This is a genomic window from Woeseia oceani (assembly GCF_001677435.1).
In the GTDB taxonomy this organism is placed as follows: Bacteria; Pseudomonadota; Gammaproteobacteria; order Steroidobacterales; family Woeseiaceae; genus Woeseia; species Woeseia oceani.
In genome coordinates, this window is record NZ_CP016268.1 from 2,262,493 (window position 1) to 2,282,429 (window position 19,937).

Consider the following 19,937-nt stretch of genomic DNA (forward strand, 5'->3'; position numbering starts at 1 on the left):
TTAGACACTACTACAGTTGATAGTTTCTCGCTACCAGATAGACCTCACTACTGGAGGCCCGGGAGGCAGCGGGTTTCATCACTTTTACCCGTCCGAACGACCGCCTTGCATCAAGGATGAAAGCATCGCTGCCCTCACCCTGAAACATCTTGCAAACAAAGCTGCCGCCTCGTCTTAGCACCTGTCGCGCCATATCCAGCGCCAGCTCTGTCAGGTACATCGAGCGCGGCTGATCAACGGCCTTGGTGCCGCTGATATTGGGTGCCATGTCGCTCATTACAAGGTCTGCCTTCTCGCCATTGAGGCTGGCCAGCATTTGTTCCAGCACGTCCGGCTCGGTGAAGTCGCCCTGCACGAACTCAACATCCGGCAAACTGTCCATCGGCAGCAGGTCGACGGCCACGATTCTTACTTTGCCCGTGTTACGGGCGCTCACGTACTGGCTCCAGCCACCAGGTGCCGCGCCAAGGTCCACGCACAGCATGCCTGGCTTCAGCAGTTTTTCCTTGGTCAGGATTTCCTCCAGCTTGAACACGGCCCGGGAGCGCCAGCCCTCGCGGCGCGCACGCTGCACGTAAGGATCCCGTTCCTGACGTGCTCGCCAGGAACCCGAGCTGCCGCGCGGCCGGCTCACAAATTTCCTGCGGCAACTATCACCGGCCGCCCTCGCAGGCTGTTACAATCGCCGCCCATGAAAATCTCCGAATCACAAAAAAAATACCTGCGCGGACTTGGCCACTCGCTGAAGCCCGTTGTTACCGTCGCCGATGCCGGCCTTTCCGAAGCGGTGATGAAAGAGTTTGATTCAACGATCAATCACCACGAACTCATTAAAGTGAAAGTTCGGATTGGCGATCGCCAGCAACGCGACCAGATCATTGAACAACTGTGCGAGTCCGGATCCGCCGAGCTCATAACCCGCATCGGCAACGTCGCGCTGCTGTTTCGGCGCAACAAGAAAAAGCCGAAAATCAAGCTGCCCGGAAATTGGGCAAACTATTCGTAACGAACGGCGATCACTTCGTAATGCTTCTCGCCACCTGGTGCAGAGAAGCTAACTTCATCGCCTTCATTCTTGCCAATCAATGCCCGGGCAATCGGTGAAGTAAAGGAGATCATGCCGACTTTAATGTCAGCCTCGTCTTCCCCCACGATCGTGTACACCTTGGTCTCGCCTGACTCTTCATCAAGCAATTCAACAGTCGAGCCGAAAACGATCCGTCCCTTGGCGTCAATGGTCTTGACATCAATGATCTGAATATTGGACAGCTTGCCCTCAATTTCTTTGATACGGCCTTCGATGAAACCTTGCTGCTCTTTGGCTGCATGGTATTCAGCGTTCTCTTTCAGATCACCATGGGCCCTGGCTTCCGAAATCGCCTGAATTACCTGCGGACGGTCGGTCGATTTGAGTTTCTTGAGTTCTTCGCGCAGCAGCTCGGCACCGCGTACGGTCATCGGTACTTTGTTCATGCTGCTACCTCACTGTGTAGATCCTGCAATCGATTGACCTCAATGTTATCGAGATGATCAAGCGCGCGGCACGTGGCGATCGCAGCGCCCAGCGTAGTGTAATAGGTAACGTTCTTCCGCACTGCTTCAGCGCGGATAGATTCTGATTCCTGAATTGCCTGCTTTCCTTCCGTTGTATTAACAATCAACGCTATTTCATTATTCTTGATCATGTCAACGATATGTGGCCGGCCTTCGCGAACTTTATTGGCGCGCCGACAAGGAACGCCTGCAGTTGCCAGCATTTTTGCTGTGCCGTGCGTGGCTACAATATCAAATCCGTGGGCTTCGAGAATTTGTGCGAGCTCTATCGCCCCTTCTTTGTCGCGGTCGCGCACGCTGATTAGAGCCAGTCCTTTGCGCGGCAACACCACACCTGAAGCCAACTGTGCTTTCGCATAGGCTTCGCCAAACGAACGGCCAACGCCCATGACTTCACCGGTAGATTTCATCTCTGGGCCCAGAATCGGGTCGGCACCGGGAAACTTGATGAACGGGAAGACGGCTTCTTTCACAGAGAAGAAGCCCGGCTTGCGTTGTTCGGTATAGCCCTGCTCTCGCAAAGACTCGCCAACCATCACGCGGGCAGCAATCTTGGCCAACGGCAGCCCTGTCGCCTTGGACACAAACGGCACGGTTCGCGAAGCGCGCGGATTGACTTCGAGCAAGTAGACAACATTGTTTTGAATTGCGAACTGGGTGTTCATCAGGCCGATAACGTTCAGCCCTTTGGCAAGTTTGATCACCTGAGCAATCAACTCGTTCTGGATTTCTTCACTCAGACTGAACGGTGGCAGCGAACAACCGGAATCACCAGAGTGCACGCCTGCCTGTTCGATGTGCTCCATGATGCCGCCGATCAACACATCGTTGCCGTCAGCAATAATGTCGACGTCAACCTCAGTGGCCAGATCCAGAAAACGATCGAGCAGCACCGGGCTGTCGTTAGACACATCGATTGCCGCTTTCATGTACGCCGCCAGATCATCCGTGCCATGGACGACTTCCATGGCACGGCCGCCAAGTACGTATGACGGCCTGACAACCAATGGGTAGCCGACATCCGCGCCCATCAATAACGCTTCATCGTAATTTCGTGCGGTACGATTTGGCGGCTGCCGCAATTTGAGCTCGTTCACAAGCCGCAAGAAGCGCTCCCGGTCTTCAGCAAGATCGATTGAATCCGGGGACGTGCCAATGATTGGCGCACCTGCGGCCTCAAGATCACGCGCGAGTTTCAACGGCGTCTGCCCGCCGTATTGAACGATCACGCCTTTAGGCTGTTCTTTGTCGATAATTTCCATGACGTCTTCAAACGTCAGTGACTCGAAATACAACCTGTCGGACGTGTCGTAATCAGTGGACACGGTTTCCGGGTTGCAATTGACCATGATGGTTTCGTAACCCGACTCCTTCAATGCCAAGGCAGCATGCACACAGCAATAGTCGAATTCGATACCCTGGCCGATACGGTTGGGGCCGCCGCCAAGAATCATGATTTTGTCGCGCCCGGTCGGCGCTGCTTCACACTCTTCTTCGTAGGTTGAGTACAGATAGGCCGTGGTCGTCGCAAACTCCGCTGCACAGGTATCGACCCGCTTGTATACCGGCCGCAGTCCGAATTCGTGCCGCTTCGAACGCACTCGCGATTCCGGGCAGGCAGCGAGTTTTGCCAGCCGCATGTCGGAGAAGCCTTTGCGTTTCAGGCGACGTAGCCATGCCTCATCGACGCCATCAATGCCGACCTCGGCAAATGCCTGCTCTTCGCGTACCAGATCCGCGATCTGGGCCAGGAACCAGGGATCGATACCGCTGATCTCGGCGATCTCCTCCAGCTCCATGCCGAGTCGCATCGCGTCGCCGATCAGCCAGATTCGATCAGCGCCCGGCAAGCGCAATTCCTGGCGAAGTTCATCGAGGTCGTTCGGGTCCTTTAAGGTATGCAGCTTTTCATCCAGTCCGCAGACACCGGTTTCCAGCCCACGCAACGCCTTCTGCAACGACTCCTGAAACGTCCGCCCGAACGACATGACTTCACCGACAGACTTCATCTGCGTAGTCAGCCGCGTATTGGCACGCGGGAATTTCTCAAACGTAAACCGTGGAATCTTGGTGACTACATAGTCAATGGACGGCTCGAACGAGGCCGGAGTTGCACCGCCGGTGATGTCGTTCTGTAGTTCGTCCAGGGTATAACCGACCGCCAGCTTCGCCGCGATTTTTGCAATCGGGAAGCCTGTCGCTTTGGACGCCAGCGCCGACGAGCGGGAGACGCGTGGGTTCATCTCGATAATGAGCAGACGACCGTCAACGGGGTTCAGCGCAAACTGAACGTTCGAGCCACCGGTTTCAACACCGATTTTGCGCAGCACGTCTACCGCGGCATTACGCATCCGCTGGTATTCTTTGTCAGTCAGCGTCTGTGCCGGGGCAACCGTAATGGAATCACCGGTATGCACGCCCATCGCGTCGAAGTTTTCTATAGAACAGACAATGATGCAGTTGTCCGCGCGGTCGCGAACCACTTCCATCTCGAACTCTTTCCAGCCAAGTACCGATTCTTCCAACAGTACTTCGGTGGTTGGCGACAACTCCAGGCCGTGCGCGACAATTCGCGAAAACTCTTCGCGGTTGTAGGCAATGCCGCCACCGCTGCCGCCCATAGTGAAGGATGGCCGGATAATGGTCGGAAAGCCGATGCTTTCCTGTTTCTCCAGCGCTTCATCCAAGGTGTGCGCGATTTCGGCCCTTGGTGTTTCCAGCCCAATCTCGGTCATGGCCTGGCGAAATTGCTCGCGGTCTTCAGCCATATCAATGGCATCGCGCGATGCGGCAATCATTTCGACGCCGTATTTCTCAAGGACGCCTTCCCGAACCAGGTCGAGAGCACAGTTCAGCGCTGTCTGGCCACCCATGGTCGGCAGCAATGCATCAGGCCGTTCCCGAGCAATAATTTGTTCAACAGCGCGCCAGTGAACCGGCTCGACGTAAATGGCATCAGCCGTTTCCGGATCCGTCATGATCGTCGCCGGATTCGAGTTCACCAGTATGACCCGGTAGCCCTCTTCCTTAAGTGCCTTGCAGGCCTGAGTTCCGGAGTAATCGAACTCGCACGCCTGGCCAATCACAATGGGGCCAGCGCCGATAATCAAGATGCTTTCTATGTCGCTGCGTTTGGGCATGGTGCTCTGCTGATGTGGCCCTGAGGCCAGCCTATGGAAAACTTTTACTTTAACTTTTGATTGTATCCGACTGATTTTTAGTCGTTTTACTGTCTCGCTGCGAGCGTACTGTGCACCGCACCGCGTTTCGCTTCATCCATGTCAGCGATGAATCGCTCAAACAGGAACAGGAGATCGTGCGGCCCTGGGCTCGCCTCCGGGTGCCCCTGGAAACCAAACGCCGGCTGGCCGGACAAAGCGATGCCCTGAACCGAACCATCGAACAGCGAGCGGTGGGTCACTTCGACATTCCCCGGCAGCGAAGCCTCGTCCACCGCGAAGCCGTGATTCTGACTCGAGATCAATACCCGCCCGCTGGCGAGATCCTGCACGGGGTGATTGGCGCCGTGATGGCCAAACTTCATTTTCTCGGTGCGCCCGCCGGCAGCCAGCGCCAACAATTGGTGGCCGAGGCAAATACCGAACAGCGGAATCTCAACCTCCAGAAACTTCTGGATGGCTTTGATCGCGTAGTCACACGGCTCCGGATCGCCAGGACCGTTGGACAGAAACACGCCGTCCGGTGCCATTGCCAGAACTTCATCGGCGGAGGTGGTGGCGGGGACGACGGTCATCCGGCAATCTAAATCGGATAACAGCCGCAGAATGTTGCGTTTGATCCCGAAGTCGTAAGCAACCACGTGGTATGGCGCTATCCGCCGGGTCATGACCCGCGGACCGCGCCCAAACTCGGTGCCGTGGCTCCACTGGTATTTTTGTTCGCAGGTAACAAACTTGGCGAGGTCCATGCCGGAGATGCCCGGGAATTTGCGCGCGTGCTGCACCGCCACTGCCGGATCGGCGTCGCCGGTCATGATGCAACCGGACTGGGCGCCCGTTTCCCGTAACAGCCGGGTCAGTTTACGCGTGTCAATTTCGGCAATGGCGACGGTCTTCGCTTGCCGCAGGAACTCACTGAAACTGCGTTCTGAGCGCCAACTGCTGGTGACCATGGAGCTGTCACGAATAACCAGACCGGAGGCATGCACCCGGCGGGACTCCATGTCTTCGCTGTTCGTGCCAACGTTGCCAATGTGGGGATAGGTCAGGGTTACCAGTTGGCGGCAATAGGATGGGTCAGTCAATATTTCCTGATAACCCGTCATTGCCGTATTGAAGACAACTTCGCCTATCGTCTTGCCTTCACTGCCGACGGAAATACCATGAAATACAGTGCCATCCTGAAGGGCCAGTATTGCGGGTGTAGTCAATGGCGTTCCTCGGTTTGTTCTGTACTGCCATCCACCGGCACCGCCTGAAACGGTGACGTTAGATGCACAAAAGCGGAAGGACGATGCCTCCCGCTTATGTGATCGCCAGCCATCTGGCGATCCGGCCTAGTCTACTCAAGGTCGGCGAAAGGTGCCAGAGCTGCGCGGCCGATTTGCGTATTTCGACGTCACTTATTAGCTGTAATTGGCACGATTTCGACAGATGAAATTTTCTCAGCCTTGTAACAGATCCTGCATGCTGTAAAGACCCGGCGGGCGCTCATGCAGCCATTTTGCTGCCCGCAAAGCGCCAACGGCGAAGACTCGCCGGTCTGTAACCGTATGACTGAACGACAGGTTTTCGTCCGGCCCCGCTAACACCACTGTGTGCGCACCCGGGTGCAGCCCTTCCCGCCGCACGTCGAAGACAATGTCATCACTGTTGCGCGCAACGGCCGCCTGCTCGCTGTCGTAGCGCATGACCGACTTGAAATCCTGGCCGCGTGCGGCTGCCAGTGTCTCGCCGAGCATCAGCGCGGTGCCGGACGGCGCATCGCGTTTCTCCGCGTGGTGCAGATCGCTGATCGTCGCGGAAAACCCCTCGCCGAGCACTTGCCCGCTCTGCTCGACCATGCGCCGCAGCAAGGCAACGCCGATACTCATGTTGCGGTCGTAGAACAACGGCACAGTGCGGGCGGCTGATTGCATCAATGTCAGCGTGTCCTGATCGAGACCGCTGACACCGCAGACCAGTGCCTTGCGCGCTTTCACCGCCTCCTGAAGGATGTTCGGCACAGCAGCCGGAAGGCTGAAATCAATGGCGACGTCGGCCGCTGCCAATACGGCGGACAAGTCACAGCTTGCTGTCACCTCACTGGCTGCCGGTCCGGCAAACTCTGTCATCGGCCGATCAAGTAATGGACTGTCCGGTCGAACCCAAACCCCGGCCAGTTGCAAGGATGGCTCGCTGGCGGCGATGGCCCGCATGATTTCCCGGCCCATGCGTCCTGCGCCGAGCACACTGATGCCAAGCTTTGAAATGTCAGATCTCCAATTATTCCGGCCCTGGCCGACTGCCGCGCCGCCGTCAGGCTGGCCGGTGTAACGTGCCGCCTAGGCTTGTCCAATACGATCAAAAAATCGCTTGACCGTACCCAGCCAGCTGTCGGCACGCGGATTGTGCTTGTCGCCGCCTTCAGCCACGGCCTTTTCGAAATCCCGCAAGAGGGACTTTTGCGCGTCCGTAAGATTGACCGGAGTTTCGACCAGTACGGTCGCGAACAGGTCGCCCTGACGCCGGTCACGAACAGTCGATACGCCTTTGCCGCGCAACCGGAACACTTTGCCTGACTGAGTACCTGCGGGTACTTTCAGTGACACGTGGCCCTCGAGCGTAGGCAATTCGACCTCGCCGCCCAATGCCGCGGTCGTAATACTGACCGGCACTTCGCAGGCAAGATCGGCGCCTTCGCGCGTGAAAATCTTGTGAGGATTGACCCGGATCTCGACGTAGAGGTCGCCGGGCGGGCCGCCGTTACGGCCGGCTTCACCCTCGCCCGACAAGCGAATGCGATCTCCCTCATCAACCCCACCCGGCACTTTGACCGAGAGTTTCTTAACGCGGGAAACACGACCGCGGCCGTGACAGCTGTCGCAGGGGTCGGAGATAACCGTGCCCGAGCCTTTACACGCCGGACAGGTTTGCTGGATCGAAAAGAACCCTTGCTGCATACGCACCTGGCCAACGCCACCACAGGTAGTGCACTGGGAGGGCTTGCTGCCCTTGCGCGCGCCGCTGCCATCACAGGTTTCGCAAGCAGCCTGAGTGGGTACTTCTATGGTGACCGTGTCGCCGCTAACGGCCTTTTCAAGATCAAGGCGTAACTCATAGCCCAGGTCCGCGCCACGGAATACCTGGCTGCGACCACCGCGCCGGCCGCCACCGCCAAATATGTCGCCGAATACGTCGCCGAATATGTCGCCGAAGCCTTCTGCGCCAAAGCCGCCGGCGCCACCAGCGCCACCGCGCAGTCCGTCGTGACCGAACTGATCGTAGGTCGCACGTTTCTCGGCGTCGCTCAACACATCATAGGCTTCACGTGCTTCTTTGAAGCGGCGCGTTGCATCGTCATCGCCCTTGTTACGATCCGGGTGATGCTTCATGGCCAGGCGGCGATAAGCTTTTTTGATTTCGTCCTTGGTAGCGCTCTTCTTGACCCCAAGAACTTCGTAATAATCGCGTTTGGCCATACTGCCTCTATTGCTGAAAAGCGGACGTCAGGCCTGACGTCCGCCGGGTAGCACTCAAAATATTAACGTCTAAATCAACTCGACTTTTTCTTGTCGTCGTCAACTTCCTCGAACTCCGCATCAACGACGTCGTCCTTGCCGGCCGACGAACCCTGACCATCTGCCGCCTCGCCGTCAGCCGCACCCTCTGCCGCCTGTTCGGCGTACAGTTTTTGCGCGACCGCGCCGGAGGCTTCGGTCAATGCATTGATCTTCGCCTCGATTTGCTCAGGATCATCCGACTTCAACGCATCTTTCAATTCGCTGACGGCCGTTTCGACGGCAGAACGCTCTTCGTCTGTCGCTTTATCGCCCAATTCAGTGATCGATTTCTCGGCCGCGTGAATCAAAGCGTCGGCTTTGTTCCGGGTCTCCACAAGCTCGCGGAATTTCCGGTCTTCTTCAGCGTGGCTTTCGGCATCCGAAACCATCTTGTCGATCTCTTCATCCGTAAGTCCACTGGATGCCTTGATCACAATATTCTGGCTCTTGCCGGTCGCCTTGTCCTTCGCGGATACGTTCAGAATACCGTTTGCGTCGATATCGAAAGTCACTTCAATTTGCGGCATGCCACGCGGTGCTGGCGGAATGTCGGCAAGATCGAATCGACCCAGCGACTTGTTGCCCTGCGCTTTTTCACGCTCACCCTGCAAGACGTGAATTGTCACAGCCGTCTGGTTGTCATCCGCCGTTGAAAACACCTGTTCCGCATTCGCCGGAATGGTGGTGTTTTTCTCGATGAGCTTGGTCATCACGCCACCAAGCGTTTCGATACCCAGCGACAACGGGGTAACGTCGAGCAGCAATACGTCTTTCACATCACCGGCAAGCACGCCGCCCTGGATGGCCGCACCCAGTGCTACTGCTTCATCCGGGTTCACGTCACGACGCGGCTCCTTACCGAAGAAGTTCTGCACTTCCTCCTGTACTTTCGGCATGCGCGTCTGACCGCCGACCAAAATTACGTCGTTGATCTCGTTGACCTTCAAGCCCGCATCTTTCAGTGCGACTTTGCATGGCTCGATCGTTCGGGTGACGAGGTCTTCCACCAGTGACTCGAGCTTCGCACGGGTCAGTTTGATGGTCAGGTGCTTGGGACCCGACGCGTCCGCCGTGATGTACGGCAGGTTCACTTCGGTCTGCTGGCCCGATGACAACTCGATCTTGGCCTTCTCAGCCGCCTCTTTCAGACGCTGCATAGCGAGTGGATCCTTGCTGATATCCACGCCACTTTCACGTTGGAACTCGGAGGTCAGGTACTGAATGATGCGCAGGTCAAAATCTTCGCCGCCCAGGAACGTGTCGCCATTGGTGGCGAGGACTTCAAACTGGTGTTCACCATCGACTTCAGCGATCTCGATGATCGAGACGTCGAAGGTGCCGCCACCCAGATCGTAGACAACGATCTTGGAGTCGCCACGCTTCTTGTCCATACCATAGGCCAACGCCGCCGCGGTGGGCTCGTTGATTATGCGTTTGACGTCCAGGCCGGCAATTCGGCCCGCGTCTTTAGTCGCCTGTCGCTGCGAATCGTTGAAGTACGCAGGCACTGTAACGACTGCCTCGGTTACCGGCTCACCCAGGTAGTCTTCGGCCGTCTTCTTCATTTTCATCAGCACGCGCGCCGAAATTTCCGGCGGCGCCATGGCCTTGCCATTCGCCTCGACCCAGGCATCGCCGTTGTCGGCTTTGACTATCTTGTACGGCACCATGTCGATGTCGCGACGAACGACATCGTCGTTGAACCGACGACCGATCAGGCGCTTGACCGCGTGCAATGTATTGCTCGGGTTGGTCACCGCCTGGCGCTTGGCCGACTGGCCTACCAGCACATCACCGTCCTTGCCGAACGCGACAATTGACGGAGTGGTTCGATCGCCCTCGCTGTTCTCTATCACTTTGGGCTTGTCACCCTCCATGACCGCGACGCAGGAGTTCGTGGTACCCAGATCGATACCAATCACTTTACCCATAACGTATTTCTCCGAATTCCGTATAAAACTGCAAAACTGATTCTCTAGGTGGGGCCAGAGGCACTGCTTTCAAGCGCTGCCCACCACCCTATTTAGTCGGCATCGACTGCCGCAGACACGACCACACGTGCCGGCCGCAACAACCGGCCGTTCAGGGAATAGCCTTTCTGGTAGACGGTCAGCACCGTACCCGGCTCAACATCCGGGCTGGGTTGCATGGCCATGGCCTCGTGCTGCTGCGGATCAAAAGGCTCGCCGTGCGGATCCAGTACCTCAATACCGAACTGCTCCATCGTGGTGGCCAATTGCTTCAAAGTAGCCTCGAATCCCTGCCGCAGCGGTTCGGGCTCTGCACCCGCACTGGTTGCAAGCCCCATTTCGAGGCTGTCGCGCACGTTCAGCAACTCCCGGGCAAACGGTTCCAGTGCGTACTTGCGCGCATTTTCGACATCGCGCTGCGAACGCTTGCGCACGTTATCGAGTTCAGCCATGGCTCGCAGGTACTTGTCCCAGTTCTCATCCGCCTGCGCCTGCAGTACGCCAAGTTCACCGTTATCGGCTGATGGCGTACTTTCGGCACCCGCATCTTCCGGCAACGGCTCGTCGGCGGCTGGCCGGTCCTGGTTGTCGGCTTGAGGGCGATCGGGCTGTCCTGTCATGTCAAAAACACTCCACGTACTAATAGTTGGCCGGGTTGAAAACCGCAGGCGCGCCCGCGGGTACCGCTCGAGAAGGGGGGGATTTTGGGGACAGCAGCGAAAATATCAAGCGCTGGAGGCTGTTAATCGCCATATTCGCGCCATTCCGGCGCAAATGACCGGCTAATCCGGTACGTTCAGCACAGAGCCAAGCATCTTTGCCGTGACTTCCACGATCGGCACGACCCGATCGTAGGCCATGCGAGTCGGACCGATAACGCCCAGGACACCGATCTTGCCGTCGTCCATGCGGTATGGCGCCGAAACGACGCTGCAGTCATCCAGAATCTGATAACCCGACTCTTCGCCGATAAATACCTGCACACCGTTGGCGCTGATGCTGCGATCCAGCAGATCGATCAACAGCCGTTTGTGCGAGAACGCGTCGAACAACCGTCGCAGTTTGTCGATATCCGACAGTTCAGCGATGCCCATCAGGTTGGTCTCGCCACTGACCACGAAACCGCTTTTCTGTGGCCCGGCACCATCCATCGCCGACTGCGCGACGCTCACGATATCGAGCATCGCCTGGTTCATGGAGTCCCTGGTTTTCTCCAAATCGCTAACCAGCCGCAGGTGAATATCCTTGAGCTCCACGCCCGCGTAGTTTTCATTGATGTAATTGGCCGCGCGTTGCAGCTCATCACTCGTATAGTTGCGGTCGGTATTCAGAATGCGGTTCTGCACTTCGCGGTTGTTGATAACCAGGATGGCCAGCACCCGATTGTCCGACAGCGGCAGAAATTCGATTTGCCGGAGCGTGGCATGCTGGCCTTTGGGCATCGTGACGACACCCGCGAGACTCGTAATCCGCGACAGCGCATTCGACACCGAACTCACCAGGTTATCCGGGTCCTGGTCATTGCCAGCGAGGCGTTTTTGCAAACGCCGGATCTCACCGTCCTTGGGCTGTTTGTACTGCACCAGCGTGTCAACGAACATGCGGTAGCCGCGCGGGGTCGGCACCCGGCCTGCCGAAGTGTGCGGTGCGGAGACAAACCCCAGGTCTTCCAGATCGGCAAGAACGTTACGTATCGTTGCGGGGCTGAGATCCAGACCGGAATCCCGCGATAAAGTGCGCGATCCGACCGGCTGACCATCACGAATAAAGCGCTGAATCAGTATTTTCAGGAGGTACTGAGAACGCTCATTTGGCACATTGCTGACTGCTTGCTTCGACATGCCGGAGATAGGCTCATTTATTTCACAGGGACCGTGGGCGAAAAAGTATACACAAGGAAGCCATGGTACAAGTCAGTGGACCATGACAAGCTGCACATTGTTGCAAATTTCGCCAAAGTCAGCCCAGCACCCGCTTGGCGGCAGGGCCGGGGTTTGCAACAATCGCGACCTTTCACGCCGAAGGTGGCTGCGCAAGCACCGCCATCACCTGCCCTGGATCGAGTATGGAGTTCAAGACAATTGCTGTTCTCGGTCGGGACGAGGACCCTCGAGTTGCCGAGCCAATGTTGCTGCTCGCTGAACACCTCGCACAGGCCGGCATCGATGTCATCGCGGATTCAGCGGAAAACTTCGATCTGCCTGCCCGCCAGGTCACGGAAACCGGCTTCGCCCGCCAGGCCGACCTGATCATCGCCATTGGCGGCGACGGTACGATGCTGCATGCGGCGCGTCTGGCGTTTGATCGCAATGTCCCATTGCTTGGCGTTAATCGCGGCCGCCTTGGCTTTCTGGCCGACATCACCCCTGCCGAAATGCTGCATAGCGTCGATCAGGTACTCGCCGGCGACTACACGCGCGAGGCCCGCCAATTGCTGGTCGCCGAGCGCATCCGCGACGGCAAAATTCAGGCACATGCCATGGCACTGAATGACGTTGTCTTGCAGCGTCGGGAAACCGGCCGCATGGTCGATTTCGAAACACGCATAGCCGGCCGCTTTGTGAACGCGCACTCCGGCGACGGACTGATCGTGGCAACGCCAACCGGCTCGACCGCCTATGCCCTGAGCTGTGGCGGTCCGATCATCGAGCCGTCACTGAATGCCGTGGTACTGGTGCCGATTTGTCCCCATACCCTCAGCGACCGGCCGATCGTCGTGCCCGCTACGCTGGAAATTGAAATCCGGGTGCTGGAACGCATGGACACCAAGGCGGAAGTCACGGTAGACGGCCATACCCTTGGCGATTTCACGCCAGACGACCGCTTGCTGGTACGCGATGCCGGCAGCCGGGTCACGCTCATCCACCCGCCCGGCTACGATTATTTCGAGATCCTGCGCTCCAAGTTGCACTGGGGACGTGACAGTCGCCGTCGCGGTGGTTCCGACGAAGTGCCGGAGTCCTGACATGCTGACCAGCTTGCAGGTCCGAAACTTCGCCATCATCGATCAGGTCGATGTGGTCTTTGCATCCGGCATGACCGTGCTGACCGGCGAGACCGGTGCCGGTAAATCCATACTCGTGGATGCCCTCGCCCTGGTATTGGGCGAACGTGGCAGTGCCGGGCTGGTACGCGAAGGCGCCGAGCGTGCGGAGATATGCGCAGAGTTCGACATCAGCAAACACAAGCCAGCCAGTGCCTGGCTTGCCGAGCAGGCACTGGACATGGACGACGCCTGTGTCCTGCGCCGCGTCATTGGCGCTGATGGGCGTTCACGTGCCTTTATCAATGGCAGCACGGCGACACTGCAAAGTCTGGCGACGCTGGGTGCCCTGTTGCTGGACATTCACGGCCAGCACTTTCACCAATCTCTGGGCCGGCGTGAAGTGCAGCGAGACCTGCTGGATCATTTCGGCAAGCTCACCGAACAACGCAACACGGTGGCCGCTGCCTGGACGTCCTGGCACGAGCTGGCGGCGGAACTGACGTCGCTGGAAGAGGACGACGCGGATCGCGCCTCGCGCATCGACCTGCTGGAGTTTCAGCTCGACGAACTCGAAGTGCTGGACCTAAAAGCCGATGAACTCAACGAGTTACGTGCGGAACGTAAGAAACTACATTATAGCGGACGCATCGCGGATGGCGTTGCCGAAGCGCTGCAACTCATCTTTGAGGCCGATCCGGACAACGCTCACCGACTGCTGGCGAAAGCGCAGCAATCATTGCAACCGCTTGGCGAGTTCGACAAGAACCTCGCCGCGGCCGTTGCCCTGCTTTCAGAGTCGGTCATACAGGTTGCCGAAGCCGCCGACCAGTTGCAGCGCTGCGCCGACAACCTGGACGCCGATCCAGCACGCCGCGACTGGATCGAAGAACGTCTCGACGCGGTGCAGTCAATCGCGCGCAAGCACCGGATCGAACCGGAAGCGCTGGGAGATTTGCGCGAACGCATTGCGCAACAGCTCGATGATTTGCGCAACGCGAAGCAACGTGGCGAACAACTCGAAGAACGCGTCGCCAAAGCATGGGGCGACTACGAATCGCAAGCACGGATACTTAGCAAGGGCCGGCAGCAAGCCGCGAAGAAGTTGTCAGCCGCGGTAACGGCCGCGATGGCCGACCTGGGTATGCCGGGTGGTGTATTCGAGGTCACATTAAAGCCGCGCGCGGCGGCCGACGCGCGCGCCTGGGGTCTTGAAGATGCCGAGTACCTGATCAGCGCGAACCCCGGTCAACGCCCCATGCCACTGACCAAAGTCGCCTCGGGCGGCGAATTGTCACGGATGAGTTTGTCGATCCAGGTTATTGCCAGTGATGGCAGCGCCATTCCGACCATGATCTTCGATGAAGTCGACAGCGGTGTCGGCGGCAGCGTCGCGGAGATGGTGGGACGGCGCCTGCGGGAACTGGCGGACCGTCGCCAGGTTCTCTGCGTAACGCATTTGCCGCAGGTCGCCAGTCAGGCCGGCCAGCACCTGCGCGTTAACAAAATCACCGATGGCAAGTCCACCCGCACTACCGTGACAGTGCTGAAAAAAGACGAGCGCATCGAAGAACTCGCACGCATGCTGGGTGGGGTGGAGATTACCAAACGAACCCGCGATCACGCCGCGGAAATGCTCGGCAAGGTGGGTGGCGTTCGCAAGAAGCGCAAACGCAACGCCGGCTAGTCTACTTTTCTTTCTTTTTGAGAGGCCGTACGTACAGCACGAGGCTGTGATCGATCAACTCGTAGTTGTGCTTGCGCGCAATTTCTTTTTGCAGGCGCTCGATCTCATCGTTCATGAATTCGACGACGTCGCCGGTCTCAACGCAAACCATGTGGTCGTGATGCTCACCTTCATCCACTTCAAAGACCGAATGGCCACCTTCGAAGTTGTGCCGGGTCACGAGGCCCGCTGATTCAAACTGGGTCAAAACGCGGTAGACCGTTGCCAGGCCGATATCCTCGCCCGTCTCCAGCAATTCTTTGTAGATGTCTTCGGCACTGAGGTGACGGGTACCATCGCCCTCAAGAATCTCAAGGATCTTGAGTCGCGGCAAGGTCACTTTCAATCCGGCTTTTCGAAGTTCCTGACGCTGTAACATCCGCAACTCTCTCAATTTATTAGGGGAAATCCGCGGCTATCGTCGCCGCCGTCGAGCAGGTATCATTCAGCGCCTATTATGACCCAGTTATCCGTACGGCTCCACCTGTACGACCGGAGTCCGGGTAACCCCCGGCCAACCTGATTCGAGTACCCATGCAACGATTAGCCCTGACACTGTTCGCCTTCCTGCTACTGTCGCTGACCAGCGCGTGCGTCTACCAAGCCCCGCTCTCCCAGGGCAACCTGCTGAAAACGGAAGACCTTGAACAGGTCGAGGTCGGCATGACCCGCAGCCAGGTTCGGTTTCTGCTCGGCACACCGATGGTGAGCGACCCGTTTCACAACGATCGCTGGGACTACGTTTACTACCTGCGTATAGGGCGCGAAAAAGCCAGCTTCAAGCGCTGGGTATCCATTTACTTCGATGGCGAAACAGTTTCGCGGATCGAACGTGACCGCGAACTAAGCCCCAACATTTGAGTACGACCCGGGTCTGCGTGCCCGGCGTTACGGGTCTGCCGGCTTTTGGCCCATGGCACGGCCATGCTCTGCGAGCTGCCGCCGCGCTTCACGCGGATCCATTAACAGCGAACGGTAAATCTCAACCCGGTCGCCGTTACGCAATAGCTGGCTACGTTTGACAGGCTGCCCCCACACTCCCGTCGCAAGCACGTTCAGGTCGATGTCGGGAAACAAGGCACGAATAGCGGACTGATCGATAGCGTCGTCGACGCTACTCCCTGCAGGTACAGTGACTGCTTTTAAGACCTGCCGATCCGGCAAGGCAAATACCACCTCAACTTCCAGGTCTACAGTGGCGTCGTCGCTCATGTCGCCCCGCCGGCATAGACGGTAACGGCGCGCTGCGTGAAAGCATCAACCAGCGAATTGCAGGTGTCTTCGAAAAATGAACCGAAGATGACATCAACCAGTGTCGACTCGAATTCAAAGTCAATGTCGAGCACGACCTTGGATCCGTGCCCTGGCAGATCGGTGAAACGCCAACCGCCCTCAAGATGGTGAAAAGGACCACCAACAAGGCGCAGCTCTATCCCTTCGTACGGATGCCCCGTATTGCGGGTCGTGAAAGATTTACGAATGCCGGACTTGTTGAGTTCCAGCATCGCTTCCACGGTATCGCCGTCACGGTTGAGTATGCGCGCGTCGCTGCACCACGGCAGGAACTCCGGATAGGCTCCAATGTCATCCACCAGCTCGTACATCTGCTGCGCGCTGTAGGGAACCAGCGCGCTGCGATGAGCGCTACGCATGAGAAGACATACAGCCGACGGTGCCTGCTAAATGCGGTCTAGCCACCAGACATTTCAGGCAATACGCCGATGGCTTTGAGGAACACGAACAGGATGGCAACCGGCGCGACAAAGCGTGCCAGAAAACGCCAGACCCGGTAGCCGGTTCCAGCCCCGCCCAATTCTTCAGAGGTGGAGTTCCGGCACATCACCCATGCGGCGAAGATGGTGATCAGCAGGCCACTGAGCGGCAACATCACGTTGCTGGTCAGGTAATCGATGTTGTCGAACAACGTTCCTCTGAAGAACGTCACCCCCGAAATCGCGTTGAACGAGAACACGGTGGCGAAGCCCAGCACCCATATAACGCTGCCCACAATAACGGCGGCCTCTGCGCGCGAGCGTTTGAAGTGCTCGACGCACCACGCAACGGCAGGTTCAACCAAACCCAGGGCGGACGTCCACGCCGCGAAGGTCAGCAACACGAAGAAGAGGGTCGCGAAGAATGTGCCGCCGGTCATGTGTCCGAACGCCAGCGGCAATGTGACGAACACAAGGCCCGGACCATCGGCCGGATCCAAGCCGTTTGCGAACACCAATGGGAAAATGACCAAACCAGCCAGAATCGCGATGCCGGTATCGGCAATAACCACCGCCGCAGAGGCGCCGGTAATTGAGGTTTCTTCCGGCAGGTAGGCGCCGTAGGCCATGATGGCACCCATGCCGACACTCAGTGTGAAAAATGCCTGCCCCATCGCGGCGAGTACGCTGTCCCAGGTCAGTGCATCGAAATCAGCCGAAAACATGAATGCAACGCCGCTGCCGAAATGCCCGGAGTTAATGGAGTAACCCAGCAAGGTGAACATCAGCAGCAACAGCGCCGGCACCATGAAACGCACCGCTTTTTCGAGACCGCGCTCCACGCCACGCGCCACCACAAATACCGTGAGCCCCATAAAGAAAGTGTGGCACAAGGCGAGCTTCCACCAACTGCTGGTGAATGAGGAAAACTCGGCACCGACAGCCGTGGCGCTGGCGCCGGTGAACGTGCCGCTGACGCTCTTGAAGACGTAAGCCAGCGTCCAGCCGCCGATAACGCTGTAATAGGAAAGAATCAGCACACCGGCCAGAACACCCAGACTGCCAACCCATTTCCAGTGACTGGAACTGCCTTCCTCCTTGCCCAGCAGCGCCATGGTGGCCACCGGATTGCGGCGGCCACGGCGGCCGATAAGGATTTCCGACATCATGACCGGCATACCGATCAGGAACACGCATAAGAGGTAGACGAGGACGAACGCACCGCCGCCGTTCTGACCGGCAATGTACGGAAACTTCCAGATGTTGCCGAGGCCTACCGCCGACCCCGTCACTGCCAGTATGAAGGCCATGCGTGAGGACCAATGGCCGTGCAGTGATTTGCGTTTGCCGTTGTCGCTAGTTTCCGGTGTGAGCATTATTATTCTCGTCTCCCGCGATGGCCCGGATTCTGGATCAAATCAGCCCCCCTGACAACAACCCTTGACCGTGTAGACCGCGGCTCACTGCCGTATAATCGCCGGCCGCCTTAGGCAGATGGTTGCAAGCCACCGCAATGAGCAAAACGAAAAAAGCTGGAAAAACGGACTCCCGCATTGCGGAGAATCGCAAGGCCCGACACGACTACTTCATTGAAGACACGTATGAAGCCGGCCTCGTTCTGCAGGGCTGGGAGGTCAAGAGCCTGCGGGCAGGCCGCGCCCAAATTACTGAAACCTACGTACACCTCAAAAACGGTGAGGCGTGGCTGATCGGTGCCAACATTTCGCCCTTGCTGAGCGCCTCGACACACATCACGGCGGAGCCCACCCGCACCCGCAAGTTGCTGCTGAACAAAAACGAACTGGACCGGATGGTCGGTGCCGTCGAACGTAAGGGCTACACGCTGGTGGCGCTGAACCTGCACTGGTCGAAAGGCAAAGCGAAAGTGGACATCGGCTTGGCCAAGGGCAAGAAGCAACATGACAAGCGGGCCACGGACAAGGCACGGGACTGGGAACGACAAAAGGCCAGAATCCTCCGACCCTAGCTGTTAAATCAATACCTTAGGCACTTTTCATAATGTTCTTAATCAAGAGGATTTGAAGAGAGTTTGGGGGCAACTCCGGTGACGTCCGGGCCCGACCTAACACGGGTTCGGGCGCAGAAACGGCGCCTCGCCACTCGCGCTTGGGCGATCCAGGTCCGGTGAAACAGACAGCTACACCCGCCCACCGATGACGACCCGCAGCAAGGGTTATTCGCCTTGTGTAACGGCACTCGCGACCGTTTGGGGGCAACTCCAGATCCTTCAGGCCAGTTTCAGTCTGTCTCCGGGTGCAGGAACAGCGCTTCACCACTTGCACCCGAGCAATCGCCATCCCCGGCAGCGAAGACAGCTTCACTCCTCCGCTGGGAATTGCCAAACAAGTCGTTACGTTCCTTGTTTAATGTCATTTACTCACTCAGTTGGGGGCAACTGCAGCGCCTTCGGCCCGGTCACACAGCGACTCGAAATGCAGCAACAGCGGCTCACCGTCCGCAGTCGAGCGAACATGAAGCCCCCAACGTCAGAGCGCTTAACGTCTCAGTAACAGGAGCAGAACAAGCCGGAGCACGCCTCAGTCGAGGTCATTTGCCACCGGTACTTGGGGGCAACTCCAACGTCTTCGATCCAATCGCACAGTGACACGAAGTGCAGCGACAACGGCTCACCGTCCGCACTCGGGCGAACATGAAGGCCCCAACGTCAGAGAGCTGAACTCCTCAGTGACTGGAGCAAGACAAGCAAGTTCGCGCCTCAGTTGAGGTCATTTGCCGCCGCCAAGTGGGGGCAACTCCAGCGTCTTCGATTCAGTCGCGTAATGCGTCCAAATGCAGTCACAGGCGCTAAGCACGCGCCCTCAAGCGATGATCCGGGCAGCAGCAGTTTACAGGTTCATAGTTCCGCTTAACCTAATTTAGAACAATACGTTATACCCCCTACTTAATGTTGCCTACCATTTTAATTTGGGGGCAACTTCAGGGCCTGCTGCCCAGTCGCAGAGCGACTCGAGGTTTAGAAACAGTTGCTCGCCACTCGCACTCAAGCGGTAGCCGAGCCTGGGAATCCTCTCAATGATCCCAAGCCGGGATAGTTCGTGTATTCGGGCCTGCAATACGCTGGGAGAAATCCGTCCGCAGGCTGCCTGCAGTGCACGAAAAGTCAGCGCTCCGCCACGCAACTCCCAGATCACACGCAATGCCCAGCGCCGACCCAGCAGGTCACTCAGAACGACAAACGCCGCCGGCGTGGGTTGACGTCGCCAACGTCCAGGGCTTTTGTTCATGCGGC

At 57.9% G+C, this 19,937-nt stretch carries 20 protein-coding genes; 5 read left to right on the forward strand and 15 right to left on the reverse strand.

The window, feature by feature from the left end:
• Window positions 1–10: 10 nt before the first annotated feature.
• Entirely contained in the window at window positions 11–634 is a 624-nt protein-coding gene (locus BA177_RS10160; RefSeq protein ID WP_068615935.1) for an RlmE family RNA methyltransferase, read from the reverse strand.
• Between the two features lie 57 nt (window positions 635–691).
• Here BA177_RS10160 and yhbY point away from each other — a divergent pair, with 57 nt between their 5' ends.
• The gene (yhbY, locus tag BA177_RS10165; protein WP_068615937.1) at window positions 692–1,006 is read left to right on the forward strand and encodes a ribosome assembly RNA-binding protein YhbY; all 315 of its coding nucleotides are present in this window, start codon (window positions 692–694) and stop codon (window positions 1,004–1,006) included.
• Here the strand turns inward: yhbY and greA are convergent.
• From greA to hrcA, 8 genes are all read right to left on the reverse strand, one after another.
• A complete protein-coding gene (greA, locus tag BA177_RS10170) occupies window positions 997–1,473 on the reverse strand; it encodes a transcription elongation factor GreA (protein WP_068615939.1) in 477 nt (158 codons plus the stop codon). The genes yhbY and greA overlap by 10 nt on opposite strands.
• Window positions 1,470–4,694 carry a carbamoyl-phosphate synthase large subunit gene (gene carB, locus BA177_RS10175; protein ID WP_068615942.1) on the reverse strand — a complete coding sequence of 1,075 codons (3,225 nt, stop codon included), beginning with the start codon at window positions 4,692–4,694 and terminating at the stop codon, window positions 1,470–1,472. The genes greA and carB overlap by 4 nt, the downstream gene beginning before the upstream one ends.
• An 86-nt stretch (window positions 4,695–4,780) precedes the next feature.
• Window positions 4,781–5,944, reverse strand: a complete 1,164-nt coding sequence (carA, locus tag BA177_RS10180) for a glutamine-hydrolyzing carbamoyl-phosphate synthase small subunit (RefSeq protein WP_068615944.1) — start codon at window positions 5,942–5,944, stop codon at window positions 4,781–4,783.
• Between the two features lie 234 nt (window positions 5,945–6,178).
• Window positions 6,179–6,964, reverse strand: coding sequence for a 4-hydroxy-tetrahydrodipicolinate reductase (gene dapB, locus BA177_RS10185; RefSeq protein WP_156762779.1), 786 nt, complete (start codon window positions 6,962–6,964; stop codon window positions 6,179–6,181).
• A 93-nt stretch (window positions 6,965–7,057) separates the two neighbouring features.
• On the reverse strand, window positions 7,058–8,194 hold the full coding sequence (dnaJ, locus tag BA177_RS10190; RefSeq protein ID WP_068615948.1) for a molecular chaperone DnaJ: 1,137 nt from the start codon (window positions 8,192–8,194) through the stop codon (window positions 7,058–7,060).
• Between the two features lie 74 nt (window positions 8,195–8,268).
• Window positions 8,269–10,206, reverse strand: a complete 1,938-nt coding sequence (gene dnaK, locus BA177_RS10195) for a molecular chaperone DnaK (RefSeq protein WP_068615950.1) — start codon at window positions 10,204–10,206, stop codon at window positions 8,269–8,271.
• Between the two features lie 92 nt (window positions 10,207–10,298).
• Complete coding sequence (gene grpE / locus BA177_RS10200) at window positions 10,299–10,865, reverse strand: nucleotide exchange factor GrpE (RefSeq protein ID WP_068615952.1); 567 nt, start codon at window positions 10,863–10,865, stop codon at window positions 10,299–10,301.
• A gap of 162 nt (window positions 10,866–11,027) precedes the next feature.
• Window positions 11,028–12,086, reverse strand: coding sequence for a heat-inducible transcriptional repressor HrcA (gene hrcA / locus BA177_RS10205; RefSeq protein WP_068615955.1), 1,059 nt, complete (start codon window positions 12,084–12,086; stop codon window positions 11,028–11,030).
• Window positions 12,087–12,310: 224 nt separating this feature from the next.
• Here hrcA and BA177_RS10210 point away from each other — a divergent pair, with 224 nt between their 5' ends.
• Window positions 12,311–13,210: an NAD(+) kinase gene (locus tag BA177_RS10210; protein WP_068619190.1), complete on the forward strand. Its 900-nt coding sequence runs from the start codon at window positions 12,311–12,313 to the stop codon at window positions 13,208–13,210.
• Between the two features lies 1 nt (window position 13,211).
• The gene (recN, locus tag BA177_RS10215) at window positions 13,212–14,915 is read left to right on the forward strand and encodes a DNA repair protein RecN (RefSeq protein ID WP_068615957.1); all 1,704 of its coding nucleotides are present in this window, start codon (window positions 13,212–13,214) and stop codon (window positions 14,913–14,915) included.
• A 1-nt stretch (window position 14,916) separates the two neighbouring features.
• Here recN and fur read toward each other — a convergent pair whose 3' ends face one another.
• Window positions 14,917–15,333 carry a ferric iron uptake transcriptional regulator gene (gene fur, locus BA177_RS10220; RefSeq protein ID WP_068615958.1) on the reverse strand — a complete coding sequence of 139 codons (417 nt, stop codon included), beginning with the start codon at window positions 15,331–15,333 and terminating at the stop codon, window positions 14,917–14,919.
• A 155-nt stretch (window positions 15,334–15,488) separates the two neighbouring features.
• Between fur and BA177_RS10225 the strand changes: the two genes are divergently transcribed.
• Window positions 15,489–15,815, forward strand: a complete 327-nt coding sequence (locus BA177_RS10225; RefSeq protein ID WP_068615960.1) for an outer membrane protein assembly factor BamE — start codon at window positions 15,489–15,491, stop codon at window positions 15,813–15,815.
• A 27-nt stretch (window positions 15,816–15,842) separates the two neighbouring features.
• Here the strand turns inward: BA177_RS10225 and BA177_RS10230 are convergent, their stop codons facing one another.
• Genes BA177_RS10230 through BA177_RS10240 form a run of 3 tightly spaced genes read right to left on the reverse strand, consistent with a single transcriptional unit; the run spans window position 15,843 to window position 18,042 of the window.
• Window positions 15,843–16,166 (reverse strand): RnfH family protein, encoded by a 324-nt coding sequence (locus tag BA177_RS10230; RefSeq protein WP_068615963.1) that lies wholly within the window; start codon window positions 16,164–16,166, stop codon window positions 15,843–15,845.
• Window positions 16,163–16,606 (reverse strand): type II toxin-antitoxin system RatA family toxin, encoded by a 444-nt coding sequence (locus BA177_RS10235; protein WP_068615965.1) that lies wholly within the window; start codon window positions 16,604–16,606, stop codon window positions 16,163–16,165. The genes BA177_RS10230 and BA177_RS10235 overlap by 4 nt, the downstream gene beginning before the upstream one ends.
• A gap of 38 nt (window positions 16,607–16,644) precedes the next feature.
• Window positions 16,645–18,042 (reverse strand): sodium-dependent transporter, encoded by a 1,398-nt coding sequence (locus tag BA177_RS10240; protein WP_068615967.1) that lies wholly within the window; start codon window positions 18,040–18,042, stop codon window positions 16,645–16,647.
• 137 nt (window positions 18,043–18,179) lie between these two features.
• Between BA177_RS10240 and smpB the strand changes: the two genes are divergently transcribed.
• The gene (smpB, locus tag BA177_RS10245; protein WP_068615968.1) at window positions 18,180–18,653 is read left to right on the forward strand and encodes an SsrA-binding protein SmpB; all 474 of its coding nucleotides are present in this window, start codon (window positions 18,180–18,182) and stop codon (window positions 18,651–18,653) included.
• A gap of 272 nt (window positions 18,654–18,925) precedes the next feature.
• Here the strand turns inward: smpB and BA177_RS19020 are convergent, their stop codons facing one another.
• Together BA177_RS19020 and BA177_RS10250 are read right to left on the reverse strand one after the other, a co-directional pair.
• Window positions 18,926–19,060 (reverse strand): hypothetical protein, encoded by a 135-nt coding sequence (locus tag BA177_RS19020; RefSeq protein WP_257739158.1) that lies wholly within the window; start codon window positions 19,058–19,060, stop codon window positions 18,926–18,928.
• Window positions 19,061–19,599: 539 nt separating this feature from the next.
• Window positions 19,600–19,932: a winged helix-turn-helix transcriptional regulator gene (locus BA177_RS10250; RefSeq protein WP_068615970.1), complete on the reverse strand. Its 333-nt coding sequence runs from the start codon at window positions 19,930–19,932 to the stop codon at window positions 19,600–19,602.
• Window positions 19,933–19,937 lie beyond the last annotated feature (5 nt).